Below are 21,290 nucleotides of genomic sequence, written 5' to 3' on the forward strand. Positions count from 1 at the left end.
ATATAGTATTATTTAAATATGATAAATAATAATTAAATATAATTAATTGGAATGGAGTGAAGAATTTGGTTATTAAAAATCGTGCTTTTATCCAATCAAGTGCGGCACAAATAAAAAAGGAATTACATAATCCTAAGTTAGTAGAAATGTATGAGCGTTGCATGATTAATACGCTAGATACAACTATTAAAATTCGTGAAAGCGGGATGACATTTATTTTAACTGGTGATATTCCGGCGATGTGGCTACGTGACTCAGTTTGTCAGGTTCGTCCGTTTTTATTTTTTGCAGCAGAGAATGAAGAAATTCAATCGATGTTAATTGGTCTTAGTAAAGAACAAGCTAAATTAGTAGCGATTGATCCTTATGCAAATGCCTTTAATGAGACTGCTAATGGTGCCGGACATCAAGCAGATATTACAGAAATGCATCCACAAGTTTGGGAAAGAAAATATGAAATTGATTCCTTATGTTATCCAATTCAATTAGCATACTATATTTGGAAAATCACAGGCAGAACAGAACAATTTGATCAAGCCTTTTTAAAAATGTTGCAATCAATTTTTGCATTATGGCAAGTGGAGCAACATCATGAAACAAAATCTACTTATCGATTTGAACGAATGGACTGTGTACCGTCCGACACATTAAAACGAGATGGCCAAGGTACCGAAACAACTTATACTGGAATGCTTTGGTCTGGTTTTAGACCAAGTGATGATGCATGTGAATATGGCTATCTTATCCCATCTAACATGTTTGCAGTTGTGGTGCTAGGCTATGCGAAAGAAATTATCGAAGCATTTTATCCAGATGAAAAAGAAACATTACAACAAGCAGCTACTTTGAAAGCCGATATTCAAACTGGAATTGAGAAATTTGGCACGTATAACCATCCGACTTTTGGAGAGATTTACGCATTTGAAGTTGATGGTTTTGGTAATCAATTATTAATGGATGATGCTAATGTTCCGAGCTTACTTTCACTGCCAATTATTGGCTATAGCAAGAAAGAAGAGAAAATCTATCAAAATACAAGAAATTATATTTTAAGTAAAGATAATCCATATTATTTTGAAGGAGAACATGCAAAGGGTATTGGTAGTCCTCATACACCAAACGGTTATATTTGGCCAATTGGACTTGCAATTCAGGGGCTAACTGCAACAGACCAAACGGAAAAAAATAGCATTCTTGATATGTTGCTTAGAACGGATGCAGATACTGGCTTAATGCATGAATCATTTCACCCAGATAATCCAGCAGACTTTACTCGTGAATGGTTTTCATGGGCGAATATGATGTTTTGTGAATTAGTGCTTGATACAGCAGGGTTCAAGTTGGTGGGTGCTTTACCGAAGTAACGAAAGGAGGCTAATCATGGCACAAATTAGAAATAAATCTGTCCAAGTACATCAACAAAGAATGGCGTATCTTTTTATTGCTCTTCCTGTTTTATTATTAGCAATCTTTATGATTTTGCCCATAGGTATGGCGCTAGTAGTAAGTTTTACCGACTACGATATTATTAATACACCAAATTGGATTGGCTTTGATAACTATGTCAAGATGTTCCACGATCCATATTTCTTCATTTCATTGAAAAATACAATCGTTTATACAGCATTATTTGTTCCGCTTGGGCTTGTAGCATCACTTGGAGCAGCTATTTTAATAAATATGAGTAAAAAAGGAGCAGGGTTATTTCGAACATTCTTTTATGTTCCAGTACTTTGTTCCACAGTTGCTACGGCGACAATTTGGTATTGGCTTTTAAATCCACAGTACGGTTTAATTAATCGTGTGTTAGGATGGTTTGGGATAAATGGTCCCGCTTGGCTTTATGATTCTAATTGGGCAATGTTTGCAATTGTTGTGATGAGCGTCTGGATGACTTTTGGAACAAATATGATGATTTTCATTGCAGGGCTTCAAGGAATTCCAGCCAATTTATATGAAGCTTCAAAAATCGAAGGCGCATCTAGATGGAAGACATTTCGCTATGTTACTTGGCCATCACTTTCAAGAACAACTTTTCTTGTGACAACAATGTTAATCATCAATGCATTTCAAGTATTTGACCAAGCGTATGTATTAACGAAGGGCGGACCAGGGAACTCAACGATTACACTTGTTTATTATATCTACAATGAAGGCTTTGGTGGCTTGAAAATGGGTTACGCCTCCGCGATTTCTTTTGTATTATTTTTAATCATCTTAGTATTTTCGATTATTAATATGCGCATAAATAAAGAAGATAGGACAGTTTAAGGAGGCTTAAAATGAACACCATAAAATTGAAAAAAATAAGTAAATCGGTACTTTGGTACATTGCTGTCATATTAATTAGCGTAATTACGGTATTTCCACTTATCTGGACTTTATCAACATCATTTAAGCCAGCAAGTGAAATTTTGAGTAATAGTATGAATTTAATTCCAAAAATGTTTACTTGGGATAATTACAAAGATGTCTTTAGTACGACTCCATTTGCACGCTATTTAGTAAACTCACTGATACTTGCAGTTGGTGGTGTATTAACAAATCTATTTTTCGGCTCACTTGCCGGATATGCTTTTGCTAAGTTGCCATTTAAAGGAAAAAAAGGATTGTTTATGACATTCCTAGGAAGTATGATGATTCCCGCAGTTGTAACAATGATTCCATCTTTTCTAGTTTTAAAGAATTTTCCGCTGATGGGTGGAAATGATATTACTGGTCATGGTGGAATGGGTTTTATTAATACTTACTGGGCAATTCTAATTCCCGGAGCAGCTGGCGCGTTCTCCATTTTCTTTATGAAACAATTTTTTGAAACACTTCCAGATGAACTTTCGGAAGCAGCGCGAATTGATGGTTGCTCTGAATTTAAGATTTTCTGGAAAATTTATATGCCACTTGCAAAAACTGCCCTTGCTACACTTGGAATTATGACTTTTCAAGCAGGGTGGAATCAGTTTATGTGGCCATTGATTGTCCTCAACTCGCAGAAAATGATGACCGTGCAAGTCGGACTCGCCTCCTTCCAGTATAATGAGAGCGCGAATTACGGGGCACTGATGGCGGGGACAATTATCTCCACAGTTCCAGTATTATTTGTATTTATTTTTGCACAGAAATATTTTGTCGAAGGTATTGCCCATAACGGCGGTAAATAAACGAAAAAAGGAGTGTATACAATGAAGAAAGTACTTTTAGCAATTCTTGGCACAGTGTTATTACTTAGTTTGGCAGCTTGTGGTGGTGGCAAAGATACTAGTAGTAAAGAAAAAGATGGAAAAGAAGAAATTATTATGTGGGGGTCATGGTCAGGGGATCAAATTAAACAATTAGATAAGCAAATTGCTAGTTATAATGAATCTCAAGACACTTATAAAGTAAAATATGTATTACAAGAAAATGTAGAAGAAAAACTGTTAACAGGAATTGCTGGTGGAGAACTTCCAGACCTAATTATGTGGGATCGTTATCAAACGGCACTTTATGCTCCAAAAGATGTGCTTGAACCTCTAGATAAGCTAGTTAAAGACGATAAAGTGGAACTAGGTGACTTCTATGAAGAATCCGTTAAAGAAATGACATACAACGATAAATTGTATGGTTTGCCACTTTTAAATGATAACCGTGTTTTATTTTACAACAAAAAATTACTTAAAGAAGCAGGCGTTGAACCACCAACAACATGGGACGAGCTTGCAACTGCAGCTCAGAAAACCTCTAAATGGGACGGTAAAAAGATGACACAAGCAGGTATGTCATTACAAGATGTGGGCTTATTTAATCTTTACTTAATGCAAGCGGGTGGAGAGTTAGTAACTAGTGACAACAAAAAAACAGCTTTTAATTCGGAACAAGGGTTAGAAGTACTTAATTATTGGGATAAAATGCAAAATGATTTAAAAGTGTATCAACGTGGTTTTGATGATGGAACAGATGCATTTGCTGCAGGAAAAGAAGCCATGACATTTAATGGACCATGGGCACTTGCTGATTACAATAAAGTAGAAGATCTTGACTATGGTGTAGTAGAACCACCAACAGGACCAAATGGAGATAAAGGCGCAATCATGGGCGGATTTGGTTTAGTAATGCCAAAACAAGCAGAACATAAAGATGGCGCATGGGACTTTATGAAATGGTGGACAACAAAACCAGAAAATGGGGTAGAATTTGCTAAAATTAGCGGTTGGTTACCAGCAAACAAAGTCGCTGCTGAAGATGCTTATTTCACAGATGATCCCAACTATTCTGTTTTTGTTAATACGATGAAATATGCGAAAATCCGTCCAACTGTAGCTGGTTACGCAGACGTTGAAGGATTAGCGATGAAACCACAATTCGAAAAATTCATGAACGGAAATATTAGTGCTGAAAAAGCTTTATCGCAATCGGAAAAAGAAGGTAATCAAATTTTAAAAGAAGAGAGAGATAAATAATTGATGAAATGGTCAGATTATGCAACTTTAGGACAAGAAAGTTTAGAGAAATTTTATAAAGCTGATACAGAAGAGCAGTTTTTAAATAACTTTTATCCAATCAAAAATATTGAGGAAGATAATAAAGTTTTTAATTACTGGTGGCTAGCACATCTAGTAGAAGTAAGATTAGATGCTTACTTGCGGACAAATAAGCAAGCTGATTTAGAGGTAGCAGAATGGACATATGCACATAATAAGAACCGTAATGGCGGAACACTTATTCATGATTTCTATGATGATATGCTGTGGAATGCACTTGCAGCTTTTCGGTTATACAAAGTAACTGGTAAAGATATCTATTTGAGTGACGCAAAGTTAGTATGGCAAGATTTAGTTGATACTGGTTGGAATGATACGATGGGTGGAGGATTTGCTTGGCGCAGACCACAAATGTATTATAAAAATACCCCAGTGAATGCACCATTTATCATTTTATCATGCTGGCTTTATAATGAACTAAGCGAACAAAAATACCTTGATTGGGCGCTTAAAACCTATGAATGGCAAACAAAAGTCCTTGTTCGTGCCGATGGGTTTGTAGAAGATGGGATTAACCGTTTAGAAGATGGCGCTATCGACATGGAATGGAAGTTTACCTATAATCAAGGTGTATACATTGGTGCGAGTTTAGAGCTTTTCCGAATTACAAAAGAAAGTAAATACCTTGAAATGGCCAATAAAACAGCAGACATTTCATTGCAAGAGCTAACTGAAAACGGTATTTTCAAAGAAGAAGGAAGTGGCGGGGACGAAGGACTTTTCAAAGGAATTTTCTATCGTTACTTTACTGATTTAATTGAAGAAACAAATAATCAAACATTCCGGGATTTTGTTACAAGTAGTTGCCAAGTGTTAATTGACAATGCGATGGTTGACGGATACTTGCTAATGGGAATGAACTGGAAAGAAAAACCAAGTGGTCAAATTCCTTATTCAGCAGAGTTAAGTGGAATGATAGCACTTGAGATGGCAGCAAAACTAGAAAAATAAATAAAAAATACCTCCACTAGTGAATCGACCTCCAAAAGTTAGAATGCTTAATCTGACTTTTGGAGATTACGACAGTAGTGGAGGCTTTTTTAATTTTTCTTATATGCTTTGACAGAATCTCCCTCGACAAGAAGTGGGGGTAACATTTCTTTTTTAAACGCGTCAGGTTGATTAATTTGTTTTAACAACATATCAACCGCCTTAACACCGATTTTATATTGTGCTTGTTTAATATGGGTAAAACGAAAAGCAGATGCATCAAAGAAATTATCTGGGTGATCAAAACAAACAACCGATAAATCTTCAGGGATGCGCTTATTCAATTTAATACAAGCTTGCTTTATTAACAGCGCAATATTGTACTCTGTTGCAACCAGCGCGGTAATTTCTGGATGCGTTTCTAAAAACAGGGCAATTTTATTAATATCCGTTTGAATTGAAACAGTTGAATTGGGCATTACTGACTCGATTTCGCGAAATACATAATCAGAATGAAATGCCGTATGGAATGAAGCATGTCCACGGATAAAGCCATTCACACGACTATCCAGGGTTGAAACAGGACTTGTAGAAGTAATCATCCCAATATGTTTATGGCCCAGCTCAAATAACTTTTCGGTAATAATCCTACCCGCTTCCGTATTATCAGAGCTAATTGATGAAATTGGTAAACCTTCCAATGTGCGGTCAATAACAACTAAGGGGAATTTTTGAGAAGCAAGTTCCAGCAAAGTTGGCGAAACAAATTTTGAACTAGCAGGTAAAATCAGTATACCAGCTACATTCATTTCAATAAATTCCTGTAAAATTTCTTCTTCTCGTTCGGTATCCCCAAGTGATTTTTTAACAACAATATGTGCCTTCGAGTTACTATGCTCTAACATTCCCGAAAGCAAAATCGTGCCAAAAGTGTCATCGAAGTTAGTGATAATACAACCAAATAGAGGCTTGTCGAACATTCTAGTTTCCACTTGTTCACTATTTGGAGATGCACTAATAACGAAAGTACCAACACGGGGACGTCTGGAAATATAACCATCTTTTTTTAATAGTTCCAGTGCCTTTTTTAGCGTAATACTACTCACATCAAATTGATCCATTAGTTCTTTTTCTGCTGGCAGTTTATTTCCAACTGGGATTTCACCATCTTGAATAGCCAGTTTAAGTTGATCATAGACTTGCTGATACAATAGTTTTTTCATTTACTCACCCATTAAATATATTTTATAATATTAATTATATTTATTTTCGACACCAAAGTAAACTAATTACAATAAAAAAGTGAAAATTCATTTACAAACTTTAATAAATGGATGACTCATGTTAAACTTAAAGCTAGGAAAAAAGGAAAAGGTGTAGAAATGGCCATCAAAAAATTAAATGATTTTTATTTTAAAAAATTAGGAAACTGGAATTTAATACATAGCTTTATAAAAGGTTTTTGGAGAGCATTTTTTTTGTTAGTAATAGTATTAATTATTAGTGATATAGTCATTATTGGGCTATTGGATTCTCGTTACTTTATTCCAACCATTTTACTAAGCTTGGTGTGTGTGCCGCTTCTTTACTATATCTTGATTTATACCCGTGCAAAAAAATTTATTCGTGTTCGTTATCAACTAAGAAGTTTTTCGGAATTAATAACGATGCGTCGCTATTTATTATTTGCATATCTAGAAAAAAGCGGTTTTAGCACTAGGGATGATTTGGAAAAATTACTTCGCTTTATTCACTCAGAAATGGCAGAAGAAAAGAAAAACAATAAACCGTTAAGTTCGATTGTAGGCGTATTTGTTGCTGCTTTTTTGGCTATTTTAGGGGGCTCATTTCTATTTTTTGTAGATAATGTTGTAGAGCGACTTATTGCTGCTGTTTTAATCATCGTGATGGCGATTATTCTATATATAATAGGTACGTTTATTATGCGAATATTTCGTTCTCACTCCGAACTAAATGCAAGAAAAGAGCACGAACTAACAAAAGAAATTATCGCCATTCAAACAGCTATGCTAGTCAGTGAAAATACCAGTTATCATCCATTTTTAGCGATGGAGAAAAAAGTGAATGAAAATGATTTTTTAAAAGAGATTATTACATCAAGATCCTTTTTATAGACCTATTTAGGAGGCATCATCATGACAACCAAACGCAAAGAGACAAGAGAGAGTGTTTGTTATCGAGAAATCAAAAAGAAAATTCGCAACGGGGAATTAAAGCCAGGAGACCGATTAATCGAGAATACACTATCGCAACAACTAGAAATTAGTCGCACGCCAATTCGTAAAGCTATTGGTATGTTAGCAGCAGATGGTTATGTTGAATATAATGATTTTCGAGGAGCTTTTGTTAAAGACAGCATCATCAACAAAGAACGCTACTTTGAAATGACAGAAATCTTAGGTTTATTTTTAAAACAAGCGATTCATAAAATCCGAACCAAAAAAATAAGTTTTGATAAATTAAAAGTGACAAATAAATTAACCGAAATAAAACAACAAGAAGAGCAAACAGATCCAACAGTCTATATTGATTATGAAAAATGGTTTATTCAAGATTTGCTTACTTATTTGAAAAATAATTATTACTTAAAAATAAGTGAAGATTTTTTTAGTAATATAAAAGAATTTGGCGATGAGGAAGTTATTAAAATTGCACAAAATGCTTCTGTTAAAACCATTGAAAATATTGAATATTTTATTAATGCACTTGCTGTTCATGATTATGATAGGTGTTTAATGATTATTGATGAAGTGATTGATGCACACGTATTAGTTGCTTATCGATGAAAAAATGAGCATCCGCTTTTTTATAAGAAGCAGATGCTCATTTTTTATTTAATTTTCACTAAATATCTACCAGTAATGCCACCGTTCATTATTTGATGAAGGGCAGATGGTAAATCAGTGAACGAAATTTCAGTTGCCAATTCATCCAAATTAGTTAAGCGGAAATCAGTTGCAAGGCGATTCCAGATTCGTTTACGCTTTGGCATTGGACAAAGTACGGAATCAATCCCAAAAAGTTGAATACCACGCAAAATGAATGGATAGACAGTGGAATCTAATTTCCCACCAGCAGACATACCACATGTTGTTACTGCACCGCCATACTGAATAGCAGTTAACAAGTAAGCTAGCGATTTTCCACCAACACAATCAATCGCACCAGCAAATAGTTGCTTATCTAACGCACGAACTTTCTCTGGTTGAAACGCTTCTCGGGAAACAACTTCAGAAACGCCAAACTTTTGTAGAAATTCTTTTGCATCCGCTTTGTTGGAAGCAGCTACGACTTGATAGTTACGTTTAGAAAGTATGGCTGAACTAAGACTTCCCACACCCCCAGTGGCACCACTTACAGCAATTTTTCCATCTTCTGGAGTTACACCACTAAACTCAAGTGCATCTACAGAAAGAGCTGCTGTGAATCCTGCTGTCCCAAGTATCATTGCTTCCTTAAGTGATAGGCCAACTGGTAATGGAACAACCCATTCAGCAGGGACACGAATAAACTCACTATATCCACCGAAATAACTAACGCCAAAATCATAACTAGTTACAATGACTTCATCCCCAACTTGAAACAGCGCTGATTTCGATTCTACAACAACACCACTCGCATCTATACCAGGAATAAAAGGATAACTACGAACAATTTTGCCGTCGGGAAGCACTGCTAAACCATCTTTATAATTAATTCCTGAATAGTGTACTTCGATAAGTACATCGTTTTCCGGTAATTGATCTATGCTAGTTTCTCTAAAATGAAGTGAGGTCTTTTCTTGTTCTTTTTCAATAAAAAGGGCTTGAAATGATTTCATCTAAAAATTCCTCCACCAATCGATTTTGTGTTCTTCATCACTTTACGACTTTTTTAAGGATTTTTCAAGGCTGGTGCTGGTACTAATCTGCATTTCAAGGTAAACTATAATAGATAAGATGCCTAACTATGTGTAATTATAGCAATAGATTTTTTGGCAAGAGAGGGTGAGTACGATGGGGAAGGCATTATTAATTGTGAATCCATCATCAGGTAAAGAAAAAGGAAAAGTATACCAAGGAAAAGCAGAAGCAGTCTTAAAAAAACGTTACGATGAAGTAGAAGTGCGTTTAACGGAAAAAGCTGGGGATGCTACGGAATTTGCTGCTTGGGCTTCTAAACAGGGGTTTGATGCAGTAATTGCGATGGGCGGAGACGGAACTTTAAATGAAACAATTAATGGGCTTGCTATCCATGAAAACCGCCCGGACTTTGGATTTGTGCCACTTGGAACGGTGAATGATTTAGCTAGATCGGTAGGCATTCCATTAAAACCTGAAAAAGCAATTCAGGCATTAGAGCATGCAGAGGGAGTACCAATGGACATCGGCCGGATTGGCGACCAGTACTTTATGAATGTATTAGCAATTGGAATGATTGCTCAAGCAGTTGACCAAGTGAGTGTGGAACAAAAAACTAAATTTGGTTCCGTAGCTTACTTTTTAGAAGGATTAAAAGCTTTTAACCGGAATGAATTATTGAATTTTAAATTAGAGTATGACGATGAAGTTTGGGAAGGTGAGGCTGCATTAGTTGTAGCTGGCTTAACAAAGTCTGTTGGCGGAATTGAATCATGGGCACCAGATGCAAAAATCGACGACGGCTACTTGCACATCGTTATTTTGACAAAACTTGGCTTGCTGGATGCTGCTAATATGATTCCGCAACTAATTCGTGGTAATTTGAAAAATAGCGGCGGCGTAGTTTATATTAAAACAAAGAAATTAACTATTGATGCAAGTGGAGATGATTTAAGTATTAATGTCGATGGCGATCCAGGTCCAGGCGTTCCAGCAGAAATTGAAGTACTTGGAAGTCATTTAAACATTCTTGCACCAAAAGAAAGCAGCAAAAAGCGTTTCGGTCCATTTGTACTAAAGAAATAGGTTATAATAAAGTATAGAAAACAAGGAGATGATACGCTTTATGGAAGAAGAATTAGATGTCATTCATAAAGGTCTAGCCAACGCAAAAAATGGTTTTAAGGCAGTCCCAGGGAAACTATATTTAACAAAAACCTATATCGTACACAAGCCAAATGATTATTTTGATGAGGAAATCAATATCCAATTAGATAGAGTGAGGAAGATTCGTGGTGTTCGCACTAAAATTCTCGGTAAACCACTGTTGTCCAACATTCTAGAAATAGATATGATTTCTGGTGTAAAGTATCAATTTGTTGTTAATAAACAGAAAAAATGGCTCGAAGCAGTTGCGAATGTTTTAGAAAGTCGCGGCGAATCTGAAAAATTAGCATAAAAAGAAGCTGGCGCAAAAAAACGTGTCCAGCTTCTTTTTTTTATGCTAAATAAAAGGCCGTTGCACCAATAAGGTTGGCATCATTACCAAATTCACAGCCAACCACCGTCGGACGAATTTTGGCAATTGGAACGCTTGCTTTTACTTCATCTACATAGGTATTTAGTTCTTCGATAAAGCCAGTTCGCTCACTAATTGCCCCGCCAATAACTACTAATTCAGGATCCAGTGCATATTGTAAATTAAAAATGCTTCGAGCCAAACAATTAAACATGGTTTTAAGCTCGTTAGTTGCGATCAAATTACCTTCTTCTCTAAGTTCAAAAGCTCGAACTCCATCAATTTTTTCTGCTGGTGTAAGTTTCTCGCCAATTCGTTTCGCAGCATTCACCACTGTTCCAAGATCGCTTAGGGTGTTTCCTTCTTGATTCATTAACATATAACCAAACTCGCCGCCATGTAAATTTGCTCCGTGATGAACTTTTCCGCCCTGAATCACTGCTCCACCAACACCAGTGCCAATAATCATAAAAATAATATCTTGTTTATCTTTCGCAGCACCAAGCCAAACTTCTGCTAGTGCAGCACAGTTAGCATCATTTTCCATCGTCACAGGTAGCGCTAATTTTTCTTCCAAAAGTTGCCGAAACGGAAAATTATGTATATAAGGAATTGCACTCGCTCCGCCAATGACGCCGGTTTCATTATTTACCGCACCAGGACAACTAAATGCGGCTCCTTCGAAAGAATGCGTATTGTTTTCCTTTACCTCGACAAGTAATCGAATTAGTTCATCCAAATTATCAGGAGTAGCAAATTTTCCTTTCTCAAGTAACTCACCTTGTTTCGTTAACACGCCATACTTCACTGCTGTACCGCCCATATCAAATGCAAGAATCGTCATAGTCTGTTCTCCTTTATTTAAAAGTATATACTTATAATACTTTTAAATCAGACAAATAACAAATAAAAAGTGAAAATACTTAGCTAAAAATTAACGTCAATTTCTAGTTTTGTGCTATAATAAAGCAAGAATTTAAAGCGCAGGAGGAAACAGTTAGTGGAGATAAAGGTTCAAGAAAAATTGACTGACGGCAGAATCGCTTTTAGTAGTGAATATGGTGAATGCGTTGGGATTTGGGCCGATGAAGACCCAGAACCAAGTAGGAATTACACGGTAGAGATTACGATACCTGATATGATTAGTGCAGAACTTTTGCATGAAAGTGAAGAAAAACATTGTGTTTTAGAAATAGATGAAGAAGGTTTAGTGCACGTGGTTGGGAAGTTAGAAGACTACGAGGAAGATGGATTCGCCGTGCTTCGATTGGAAGAAAGTATTATTTGTTTTGACACCAAGTTCAGTGAAGAAATCGAAATGCTTCATGGTAGATTTGTCGAATTTGTTATTCCAGAAATTAAATTAAGTAATGTTGGTATATAGTTTTAATAAAAAATGAAACTCATTCTTTAACACTTTGTTAGAGAATGAGTTTTTTTGTAGGGAAACATAGGACTAATAAATATACATGGTTATTCATTTGTTATGATTTGAAAACGTTAACTATTTTAAGAATAAGTTTAAAATTGCTATTAAAATCACATAAAACACATTGATAATCGAAAGCTTTGTGACGTTGTATTTTGAAAGTGAATAATTTGTGAATAATGACTCAAATTGTGCTTTTTTTTTACACACGCAAAACTACATATATACATAATTTGTGTAGTAATTATTATAAACAAGCCTTTTTTAAGTCGTTCATGACAAGAATCGGACATTTCATTACATTTTTGGTTATACATTAAGTATTTATATTATTATAAATGGGGAATAACAAAAAAACAGGAGGCAACAAGATGAACAAAAAAATGACATTTCTTAAAGGTACGATGGCTTTAATTGTAGGAGTAAGTATAATTTCAGCTCCTTTGATTACAGCATATGCTGCAAGTGATAAAGTGAAAATAACAATGGAGCGAAGATATGTGAGCGGAAAAGCAAATAATAAATTCCATTCACTAAATAAGGGAACAGTAAAATTGAATGTATCGGCAAAGGGATTTGGAAAAAGCAAACCGAGCTCGACTATTGCTTTATACAAAAGTAGAATAGGATTGGATCAGTATTATGGTAGAGTATCTGTTTCAAGTGGGGCAAATTACTATTATAAAAATCAAACAAAAGTATTTCCTACAAAAGCAGATAAAAAATCTAGTGATTATTACTTAGTGGCTGAAAAAGCAATGGATCGATACACAGTTAAGATTGAAGGGAAAGTTAGTAATTAATAGATTGGAAGAAAGTATATGCTGACATTTTCGATATTAGTAATGATGGTAGCACTTATTGTGTATATTGTTTTTTTCTTATTAAGATGGTTAAAAAAGAAGGAAAAATTTGAAATTATTATTTTTAAAACATGTTTATATATCTATTGTTGTGGAGTAATAAAATATACTATTTTTCCTATTATGGTACAACCGTTTTTAATAGAAGATACAAAAAAATATATAACTGGCCCTTATATGAATCTAATACCATTCAAAACAATAAGTGAGATGTTTATTTATAGTACAGATAGTGATATTTTTCAAGTGATTGCAAATTTTATCATGTTTGTCCCACTAGGAATGATTTTACCTTTGTGCTATCAAAAAATGACTTGGAAAAATGTTTTTCTTATTAGCTTGTTTGCTCCGCTAGGTATTGAACTTATACAATTATTGCAAGATATCATCTATCAATCTCCATTTAAATTTGTTGATATTGATGATATAATACTAAATTTTAGCGGGGGAATATTTGGGTATCTTGTCTTTATTTTACTTCGGCCACTTTTAAGGAAAATGGGATTATATATTGATAAATGTGGAGTGAAGGCAATATAGAATAATTAAATTTAGCAATAATGAAATTACATACATGGAACATATTGTGGTGTCTTAATATACTAATAAATAACCACACTTTTGCACAAGAAAGCATAAAAAGGGGCTAACAACATGATAGCAAAAAGTAGATTAAGAATAGCTATTTCTGCAGTGGCGTTAATTGTACTATGCTTGTGTGTTGGTATAATTTTAACCGCATGTTCGAATGATAAAAGCACCCAAGAAAAGCCTTTGGAAGCAAACGAAATAGAGCAAGTGAAACCGAAAAGTGGTGTTATTTCGTATCATGGGAAATATCTTCAATTAGCTGATAATATAGAAGAACTTGATGACAGTTCACCAGTTATAGTTACTGTCACCAAGGAATCTGAAAAAACGTCTATAACGAGAGAATCTAAAGATAGTGAGATACCAACTGATTTTTATACAATGAGTGAAGTAACGATAAATAATATTCAAAAAGATGAATCAGGAATTTTGAAAGAAAACAAAAAAATCAACGTGTTAGAAGATAGTGTAGAGAATGTAGAAGTAGATGGTGAAAAGTATGATTTAACGATGGACGGATATAAAAATATGCAAGCGGGCGAAGAATATACACTTTTCCTTAGAAAGAGCACATCGGGAGATAATTATGTTTTGACTAACGCTCTTTTAAGTAAGTATCCTGTGGAAGAGGTAGAACAAGATGAATTATTTTTAGAAGATGGGGAGAGCATGGAAGAAACCGAGGATATGAAAGATACTTATCAAGAACTCTACAAAGAGGTTTTGAAGGAGTATTAGTTGGAGAGTTCCCCATTATAGGAGGAAGAAAATAATGAAAAAAGTAAAAATGGAAAAATGGCTTATAGGAGTTTATGTTCTTGAAGTTATTGCATGCATTTGTATATATTTTGCAACAGATATAAAGCTCATACTAGTCTTAGGGTTTATAGCATTTATGGGGATAGGATTCCAAATTTTAAGATACCGAAATGCAAAAAAAGAAATTAATTAACCAACAAAAAAAGCTATGTCTCCATTCCTAACAAACAGGAAAATGAGGCATAGCTTTTTTTAACTATATGTAGCAAACACAGCAAGCATTTTCTCCAAATCTTTCTCAGATCTCGCAAACAACATTAACCGTTGACGATTTGTTTCAATCACGAGGATGCCGTCTTCCGATAAATTCATTCGTTCAATTTTATCATAAGGGAAGAATAATAAGGCGTAGAAAATACCGGTTTTTTTAAAGACTGCTCTTGAACTACGGAAAAAACAAATGTAGATAAAAAGCACGCCCATAATTGCTAGTAATACCGAAGTGGAAAATGGACCTTCCCGGAAAAACGCATTGGAAACAAACAGTAGCGCGATAATTCCGACGAAAATATAGCCATCCCAACGACCTCGAGAACGCAATTTGACAGTTAAAACAGATTTGCCTTTCCATAGTGGAATTACTGCATCATTATACAAGATATACAGTAAAGTTAATATGTTGGCAACAAATAAGAAGATATTCGTAGCATCCCAGACCATTTTTAAATCACTCACAATCTAATATAGATTTCATTTAAACATATTGTAACATAATTACTCAAATAAAAGGGAGAACCGGACTTGACTCCGATTCCCCACATATAAGTTAAAGCTAATTTCTTAACCTAGTGGTGAATAACCTGCTGGCGGAAGTCCTAAGATACCTGACCAGTAGCCTAAAATACCAACTACGAATAGTGCTAGAATTAACCAAAGTGCATTGACTTTTTTCTTCAGTACCCACATACATGCGAAGGTTAGAAGTAGGGCAAGAAGACCTGGCATTAATTGGTCCAAAATACTTTGAACAGTAGTTGGAATGTCTTTACCAGTTTTAGGATCTTCTGTTGTATAAGCTACAAGTGGTACGTAAATTGTGGTCCATTTATTTACGAGCGCACCCATTACGAATAGTCCTAAAATAGAGGCACCTTCAGTTAATTTTTGGAGTAAACCACCAGACATATCAGATACAACATCGGTACCTTTTGTATAGCCATAGAACACGCCCCAATAACGGAAGCCTAAACGAATTGCGTTGAATAATACAAAGAATAAAATCGGTCCAATAATACTACCATCCGTTGCAAAACCAGCTCCTAATGCGGCAAGTACAGGACGAACGGTACCCCAGAAAATAGGATCCCCAACACCTGCAAGTGGTCCCATTAAACCAACTTTGATACCATTGATTGCACCATCGTCTATATCGGAGCCATTTGCTTTTTGTTCTTCCATTGCTGTTGTAACACCTAAAATCGGTGCGGCCATATAAGGATGGGTATTAAAGAATTCTAAGTGACGTTTGATTGCTTGTTCTCTTTCCGGACCTTTTTCAGGATAAAGACGTTTAATGACTGGGATTACAGAGAAACAAAAGCCTAGAGATTGCATCCGTTCAAAGTTCCACGACCCTTGGAAGAGGTTGGAACGAATGAATACGCCCATTAAGTCTCTTTTCGTTATTTTCTTTTCATTTACGATAATTTGTTCACTCATATTTTTCTCCCCCTTCCTTAGTCGTCAAGGTCGTCGTCGAGATCATCAGATTGACGTCTGCCGCCGCCTCCACCATATTGTTCTATAGCATCTTTTAATTGGTATTTAGGATTTAGTTGAATATAAATAATTGCTGCAACTAGACCTAAAACACCCAGCGCTACTAAGTTGAATGCTGTAAATGCAGCGACAACAAAACCTAAGAAGAAGAAAGGCATTAAATATTTCGCTGACATCATATTAATAACCATTGCATAACCGACAACAACGATAAAGCCACCAGCTACGTTAAGACCATTTACAATAACTTCTGGTATAGCATTAAGTAAATTTTCTACGGCGCTTGTCCCAACTGTTACGGCAACGATCATTGCTGGAATAGCGATACGCATAGCTTGAAGTAATAGTGCTGAAACATGTATCCAGTCGAGACTTCGGAGGTTTCCTTCCTTACCAGCTTTATCAGCCATATGTTGGAAAGCAACTGTAATTGTACGAACGAGGATAGTAAGTACTTGTCCAAGAGCAGCTAAAGGAATTGCTAGTGAAATACCTACGCTGATATCTTGTCCACCAGTGATAACTAAGATAGTGGAGATGATTGATGCGAGCGCAGCATCTGGTGCAACTGCCGCCCCAATGTTCATCCATCCAAGGGCAATCATTTCAAGCGTACCCCCAATGATAATGCCGGTTGTAATATCCCCAAGAACAAGACCAATTAGTGTACAGGCAATTAATGGTCGATGTGTTTGCCACTCATCCAAAATACTACCCATACCACTAATACATGATACAAGGAATACAAGGATTAATTGTACTGTAGTCATATTTTTCCCTCCCAATTTTTCTTTAAAATGATAAAAAAGATAATTTCAAGTTGGTAATTGAATTCCCAGATATTTATTACAGGTGCTTTTATTCATAAATCACCCCTTTAAAGGTTTTTTCTGAACGTCTGCACTTTTCTTAGGGCTTAAAAAGTAAGACCAAGGGTGAATTATTTTTCTTTATCAAGCAATGGAATGAGTTTTACTTTGTTATCAGAAGCAACTTTGCGAATCTCAAGTTCAATTCCTTTTTCATCTAATTTATGGAAAGCTGCTTCATCTGCTTCGTCCACTGAAACAGCATTGGTAATCATATGTTTGCCTTCGCGGAAAGCCATACCACCAATGTTAACGGTTGTGATGTTTACACCAGCTTCGACTAAAGTTAATACATCTGTTGGATTTGTGAAGAGCAACATTACCGGAGTAGTAGCATATTTGGGATTGTTATATACACGAATTCCTTTTTGTACATCTACAACGCTTGCTTTCACTCCAGGAGGTGCTACTTGTGTAAGAAGTGTTTTACGAACCTCATCTTTTGCTACATCGTCACTAATAACGATAATACGTTCTACCTGTGTTTCTTTTGTCCAAACTGTTGCTACTTGTCCGTGAATTAAACGGTCATCAATACGTGCTAAGCGAATTTCCATTATAAATCGTCCTCCCCGACTTGTTTTTCTGTTTGTGGTAATGATTTTTTAAGTGATTTAACGCCACCGATTCCTGCTGTAAGGGCAGTTTCAACTAAATCTTTTTGATTACTTGCAGCACGCATGGATAGTGTTTCAAGTAACATCGGAATATTAACGCCGGTGACAACGTCCATATTATCTTCTGGCAGTGCAATTTGGCTGGATGCATTGTATGGACTGCCACCAAATAAATCAACCATAAAAATAACGCCTTCAGAAGTATCCAGTATTTCTAATTTTTCTTTGAATTTAGTAATTAGCGTATCTGTGTTTTCTCCAGGAACAAATGTAATAAATTCCACATTATCCTGTTTACCAATAATCATTTCGGCTGATTTTAAGAGTTCACGTGCAGATTCACCATGAGTGCCAATAATAATCCCAACTGGCATAAGTATCTCCTCCTTAAAGCGTGGATATGACTCCTCCATAAATAGTAACGCAATAACCATGCCAACTTTTCTGTATCAAACGCCCCCTTTAATAATAGAAGTGTTCCAAGGCCTTTATAAGCATTGAATGAAAGTTGGCTGAGTCTGTAATACGCTACAAAAATACCTTAATACACTAAAAAACTCTTTTTTAGACATACATACCACCTTACCCTAAAAAACTGGCTAGGAAACTTTCTAGTAAATCTTTGGACATTTTTAATAAAAAAAGCTAAAACAGCTATTGATTCAAATTACAACAGTTGTTTTAGCTCGATATAATACTTATAAAATTACTTCTGGTTGGATTTCATTTAAAATATCATATAAATAGCATAATTCGTCATTTGTGAGTTTTAAATTCATTTTGTAAATAACTTCTTTGTTGGTTTCTTCCAGTGCTTTGAAAATAGGGGTTTCGGTCATCGTTTTGGCATCATGATAAGTAAGACCATCATGTAAAACCATCCGTTCAAGCGCACATCCAACATGTATAAGTAAATTAATTTTAAAGGTATTATCAAGTTCGTAGCCAAGCTTTTTCTCAAGTACATTAGCAAAAGAAGTGAGAATTTCGATTGTTTTCTTTGGATTTAAGTACATTAAGAATTCATTTAAGCTTTCTTCAATAATTTCTTTTGCAATTCGTCCTGTTTCACCAGTTTTTACAATGATATTGCGCTGTTTAACAAGGCTAACAAGTTGTTCCTCACCATCATCACCAAAAAGTCGCTCAAGTGGAATAAATGGGATTTGGATTTTCGGATCTTGAATACCAACTGCCATTAAAATATCGTTGTCTTCTTGTAATTGTTCCAACCGTGCATCCATCTCGTGTAAGCCAATTGGAATCACTTTAATTGCATCCGTTGTAATTGTATCTAAAATATTTTCGATAAATAGTTGAAGTTTTTCCGCGGTTCCTTCACCAGTCGCGCAAATAGTAACAATAGCATGGGGTTTTTGATTTGCATCAAGTGAATCGTCTTCAGAAGTATAGCCCCCGTATCCTCGGAAATCTTTTAAAGAGTCATAAATACTATCTAACTCCATATCCAAAATATTAGATTTTCGAACAGCTTCAATGACAGTTGCGGTGGAAACCATATCAATAGAACGAACTGGAATTCCCGTACGTTCGGAAATAACCGGCGCAAAGCTTGTCAGAGATCCCATATCCACAAGTAGTAAGAGGCCTCGTCCCATATCCATTTCTCGTGCACGTTCAGTTAATTTATCTAGGACAATTTTGGGGCTCTGGTCAAGCGGCATATCAATTCCTTCTACTAAACCTTCACCAAGCAATTTCTTAGCAACACTAACCATACTACTCGCAGTGTTATTACCATGAGTCGCCACAAGTACTGCAACTCGGGCATTTTCCTGGTCTTTTAAAAGCGAACTAATAAGCAATGTTAAGTACATTACTTCCATATTTGGAACGCGAATGTGGAAAGTTGCTTCAATATCATCTTTAATTTCTCGTGAAAGTTCATAAGCTTCTGGCTGGTCATTAACTACATTTTCGATATTCGTATATTTAAGTGGCTTATTACTTTCTATTCGCTTAATAAAGGATGTTAAATGAAGACTAAAGGCAAGCAAAAAGCGTTCATTTAGTTTTTTGCCAAGTTGATGCTCAATCCGTTGTTCCACACTTTCAGCAAAATTAAGGATTTCTTCATTGACGATTTTTAAAATATTTTCGCGGTTATGAATTGTATTTTTAAATTTGTTGTAAAAACTATTGAGGTGAATATCAATATCCATTTTAATGAATTTTTTAATATCATCATCTTCTACACCTTGATTCATTAATATAGAAGCTTTATCTTCAATAATTTTGTATAAATTGAAGTTTGGTTCATATTCATCCGACGTAATTAATGTATTATTAAGCTCTGGAAAAATGGTTGTATAAGGCTCTAAATACTCGGCGATTGCTTGAAGTTCTTTGCGGCGATTGCTAAAGTGGAAAAATCCGTCTTTAATATTAATCGGTAAAGTTTTAAAATCAATTAGAATTTCATCATCTTTATCAAAACTATTTAAAAAACCTTGTGCACAAACAAGTTGGATATTTGATTTTAACTGTCCAATATTTCCATAAGTAGTATTTCCAAGTAAAGCTTTTGCTGCTTCATCTTCAATTCGAATGGGTTTATTTACACGATGGGCTTCACTAGAAAGTAAGTATTTAAGCAGTTCAACACGTTCAAAAGCAGTTCGCTCTTCCAAACTTGGTAATGTAATAATAATGGGAATCCGTCGCATAAATGTTTTTAAGAGAGAGGATTCAGGGTTTTCAGTAGTGGCGCCAATTATTAATACATTTGATTTTCGTGTTCGATCAGTTTCGCCAAGTTTATTATAGGTTCCGGAGTCCATTAGATAAAAAATCATTTCTTGACCTTCAGGAGGTAGACGATGAATTTCATCAAGGAACAAGATACCGCCGTCTGCCTTTTCAACAAGTCCACCTTTGTCATTATCGGCACCAGTAAAAGCGCCTTTGACATGACCAAAAATATGGGACATTAATAATTGCGGGTTGTTATAATAATCTGCGCAATTGAAAATAATAAATGGCGCATCCGTTGGTAGACGTTTGGCATGTTGCGAAAAGCGATACATTAAATTAGCAAAAAGTGTTTTACCAACACCAGTTTGTCCAAGAATCATTGTATGTAATCCATTAGGTGGATAGAGGACAGCAGCTTTTGCTTGTTCAACGGGAGTTTTTAAACTATCATTTACACCAATTAAATCATCGAAAGGGCTTCTTTCGGCGATTTTTGGTTTGAGTAATTTTAAAAGGGATGCAGAACTTTCAAATTCAAGTTCATTATCAGCTAAGTTACGGCCTATTTCTTCTTCAACAGGTTTTTTGGGAAAATAAAGCACTGGACGACCAATGATTTTGATGATTTTCCCTTGTCTGTGAAGTTCATTTAATTCCATACTGACATTATTTCTTAGAATATCTAAGGTTTCTGAAATAGTTGTGGCGGTAAATCCTTCATTATTCTCAAGCTGTTCGCGAATCGTCATGGTGGAGGGGTTTTCTAAAATAAATTTATAAATACGGTCAATACGCTTCATTAAAATACCTCCCTTTAGTGTATCCGGAAACGATTAGTGTAT

General features: G+C 35.4%; 23 protein-coding genes. 14 read left to right on the forward strand and 9 right to left on the reverse strand.

The features are described 5' to 3' along the window. Positions 1 to 65: 65 nt before the first annotated feature. The 5 genes from HCJ45_RS12740 to HCJ45_RS12760 are packed head-to-tail and all read left to right on the forward strand — an operon-like array spanning position 66 to position 5,468. The gene (locus HCJ45_RS12740; RefSeq protein WP_187125060.1) at positions 66 to 1,364 is read left to right on the forward strand and encodes a glycoside hydrolase family 125 protein; all 1,299 of its coding nucleotides are present in this window, start codon (positions 66 to 68) and stop codon (positions 1,362 to 1,364) included. 16 nt (positions 1,365 to 1,380) lie between these two features. Beyond that, a complete protein-coding gene (locus HCJ45_RS12745; protein ID WP_038406890.1) occupies positions 1,381 to 2,271 on the forward strand; it encodes a carbohydrate ABC transporter permease in 891 nt (296 codons plus the stop codon). An 11-nt stretch (positions 2,272 to 2,282) separates the two neighbouring features. Continuing rightward, positions 2,283 to 3,158: a carbohydrate ABC transporter permease gene (locus HCJ45_RS12750; protein ID WP_038406891.1), complete on the forward strand. Its 876-nt coding sequence runs from the start codon at positions 2,283 to 2,285 to the stop codon at positions 3,156 to 3,158. Positions 3,159 to 3,179: 21 nt separating this feature from the next. Next, on the forward strand, positions 3,180 to 4,436 hold the full coding sequence (locus HCJ45_RS12755) for an ABC transporter substrate-binding protein (protein WP_187125061.1): 1,257 nt from the start codon (positions 3,180 to 3,182) through the stop codon (positions 4,434 to 4,436). Between the two features lie 3 nt (positions 4,437 to 4,439). Next, positions 4,440 to 5,468 carry a glycoside hydrolase family 76 protein gene (locus HCJ45_RS12760; protein WP_187125119.1) on the forward strand — a complete coding sequence of 343 codons (1,029 nt, stop codon included), beginning with the start codon at positions 4,440 to 4,442 and terminating at the stop codon, positions 5,466 to 5,468. Positions 5,469 to 5,557: 89 nt separating this feature from the next. Here the strand turns inward: HCJ45_RS12760 and HCJ45_RS12765 are convergent, their stop codons facing one another. Then, the gene (locus tag HCJ45_RS12765) at positions 5,558 to 6,670 is read right to left on the reverse strand and encodes a GntR family transcriptional regulator (RefSeq protein WP_187125062.1); all 1,113 of its coding nucleotides are present in this window, start codon (positions 6,668 to 6,670) and stop codon (positions 5,558 to 5,560) included. 159 nt (positions 6,671 to 6,829) lie between these two features. On the opposite strand from HCJ45_RS12765, the gene HCJ45_RS12770 reads away from it, so the two are divergent. Both HCJ45_RS12770 and HCJ45_RS12775 read left to right on the forward strand, forming a co-directional pair. Beyond that, positions 6,830 to 7,582 (forward strand): ABC transporter ATP-binding protein, encoded by a 753-nt coding sequence (locus HCJ45_RS12770; protein ID WP_185344992.1) that lies wholly within the window; start codon positions 6,830 to 6,832, stop codon positions 7,580 to 7,582. Positions 7,583 to 7,603: 21 nt separating this feature from the next. After that, entirely contained in the window at positions 7,604 to 8,254 is a 651-nt protein-coding gene (locus HCJ45_RS12775) for a GntR family transcriptional regulator (RefSeq protein WP_187125063.1), read from the forward strand. 44 nt (positions 8,255 to 8,298) lie between these two features. Here HCJ45_RS12775 and HCJ45_RS12780 read toward each other — a convergent pair whose 3' ends face one another. Continuing rightward, the gene (locus HCJ45_RS12780; protein ID WP_187125064.1) at positions 8,299 to 9,288 is read right to left on the reverse strand and encodes an NADPH:quinone oxidoreductase family protein; all 990 of its coding nucleotides are present in this window, start codon (positions 9,286 to 9,288) and stop codon (positions 8,299 to 8,301) included. Positions 9,289 to 9,463: 175 nt separating this feature from the next. Here HCJ45_RS12780 and HCJ45_RS12785 point away from each other — a divergent pair, with 175 nt between their 5' ends. Next, positions 9,464 to 10,393 (forward strand): diacylglycerol/lipid kinase family protein, encoded by a 930-nt coding sequence (locus HCJ45_RS12785; protein WP_187125065.1) that lies wholly within the window; start codon positions 9,464 to 9,466, stop codon positions 10,391 to 10,393. Positions 10,394 to 10,433: 40 nt separating this feature from the next. Beyond that, entirely contained in the window at positions 10,434 to 10,766 is a 333-nt protein-coding gene (locus tag HCJ45_RS12790; RefSeq protein ID WP_185345000.1) for a hypothetical protein, read from the forward strand. Positions 10,767 to 10,806: 40 nt separating this feature from the next. Here HCJ45_RS12790 and HCJ45_RS12795 read toward each other — a convergent pair whose 3' ends face one another. After that, entirely contained in the window at positions 10,807 to 11,670 is an 864-nt protein-coding gene (locus HCJ45_RS12795) for an ROK family protein (protein WP_187125066.1), read from the reverse strand. A 156-nt stretch (positions 11,671 to 11,826) separates the two neighbouring features. Here HCJ45_RS12795 and HCJ45_RS12800 point away from each other — a divergent pair, with 156 nt between their 5' ends. The 5 genes from HCJ45_RS12800 (at position 11,827) to HCJ45_RS12820 (ending at position 14,661) form a co-directional block, all read left to right on the forward strand. Next, positions 11,827 to 12,210: a hypothetical protein gene (locus HCJ45_RS12800; RefSeq protein ID WP_185397531.1), complete on the forward strand. Its 384-nt coding sequence runs from the start codon at positions 11,827 to 11,829 to the stop codon at positions 12,208 to 12,210. Positions 12,211 to 12,626: 416 nt separating this feature from the next. Then, complete coding sequence (locus tag HCJ45_RS12805; protein ID WP_187125067.1) at positions 12,627 to 13,058, forward strand: hypothetical protein; 432 nt, start codon at positions 12,627 to 12,629, stop codon at positions 13,056 to 13,058. Positions 13,059 to 13,076: 18 nt separating this feature from the next. After that, positions 13,077 to 13,658, forward strand: a complete 582-nt coding sequence (locus HCJ45_RS12810; RefSeq protein WP_187125068.1) for a VanZ family protein — start codon at positions 13,077 to 13,079, stop codon at positions 13,656 to 13,658. A gap of 114 nt (positions 13,659 to 13,772) precedes the next feature. After that, positions 13,773 to 14,447, forward strand: a complete 675-nt coding sequence (locus HCJ45_RS12815) for a hypothetical protein (RefSeq protein WP_187125069.1) — start codon at positions 13,773 to 13,775, stop codon at positions 14,445 to 14,447. Between the two features lie 34 nt (positions 14,448 to 14,481). Next, positions 14,482 to 14,661, forward strand: a complete 180-nt coding sequence (locus HCJ45_RS12820) for a hypothetical protein (RefSeq protein ID WP_187125070.1) — start codon at positions 14,482 to 14,484, stop codon at positions 14,659 to 14,661. Positions 14,662 to 14,720: 59 nt separating this feature from the next. On the opposite strand, the gene HCJ45_RS12825 is transcribed toward HCJ45_RS12820, so the two are convergent. From HCJ45_RS12825 to HCJ45_RS12850, 6 genes are all read right to left on the reverse strand, one after another. Then, positions 14,721 to 15,188: an Lmo0779 family protein gene (locus HCJ45_RS12825; protein ID WP_111143537.1), complete on the reverse strand. Its 468-nt coding sequence runs from the start codon at positions 15,186 to 15,188 to the stop codon at positions 14,721 to 14,723. A 120-nt stretch (positions 15,189 to 15,308) separates the two neighbouring features. Next, positions 15,309 to 16,187: a PTS mannose transporter subunit IID gene (locus HCJ45_RS12830; RefSeq protein WP_185347107.1), complete on the reverse strand. Its 879-nt coding sequence runs from the start codon at positions 16,185 to 16,187 to the stop codon at positions 15,309 to 15,311. Between the two features lie 17 nt (positions 16,188 to 16,204). Beyond that, positions 16,205 to 17,017 carry a PTS mannose/fructose/sorbose transporter subunit IIC gene (locus tag HCJ45_RS12835; RefSeq protein ID WP_185347105.1) on the reverse strand — a complete coding sequence of 271 codons (813 nt, stop codon included), beginning with the start codon at positions 17,015 to 17,017 and terminating at the stop codon, positions 16,205 to 16,207. 170 nt (positions 17,018 to 17,187) lie between these two features. Further along, the gene (locus tag HCJ45_RS12840) at positions 17,188 to 17,673 is read right to left on the reverse strand and encodes a mannose/fructose/sorbose PTS transporter subunit IIB (protein WP_185347103.1); all 486 of its coding nucleotides are present in this window, start codon (positions 17,671 to 17,673) and stop codon (positions 17,188 to 17,190) included. After that, on the reverse strand, positions 17,673 to 18,107 hold the full coding sequence (locus HCJ45_RS12845) for a mannose/fructose/sorbose PTS transporter subunit IIA (protein WP_187125071.1): 435 nt from the start codon (positions 18,105 to 18,107) through the stop codon (positions 17,673 to 17,675). The genes HCJ45_RS12840 and HCJ45_RS12845 overlap by 1 nt, the downstream gene beginning before the upstream one ends. Before the next feature lie 324 nt (positions 18,108 to 18,431). Next, positions 18,432 to 21,248, reverse strand: coding sequence for a sigma-54-dependent transcriptional regulator (locus tag HCJ45_RS12850; protein WP_187125072.1), 2,817 nt, complete (start codon positions 21,246 to 21,248; stop codon positions 18,432 to 18,434). Positions 21,249 to 21,290: the final 42 nt, after the last annotated feature.

The sequence above is a fragment of the Listeria immobilis genome (genome assembly GCF_014322845.1).
Taxonomy (GTDB): domain Bacteria; phylum Bacillota; class Bacilli; order Lactobacillales; family Listeriaceae; genus Listeria; species Listeria immobilis.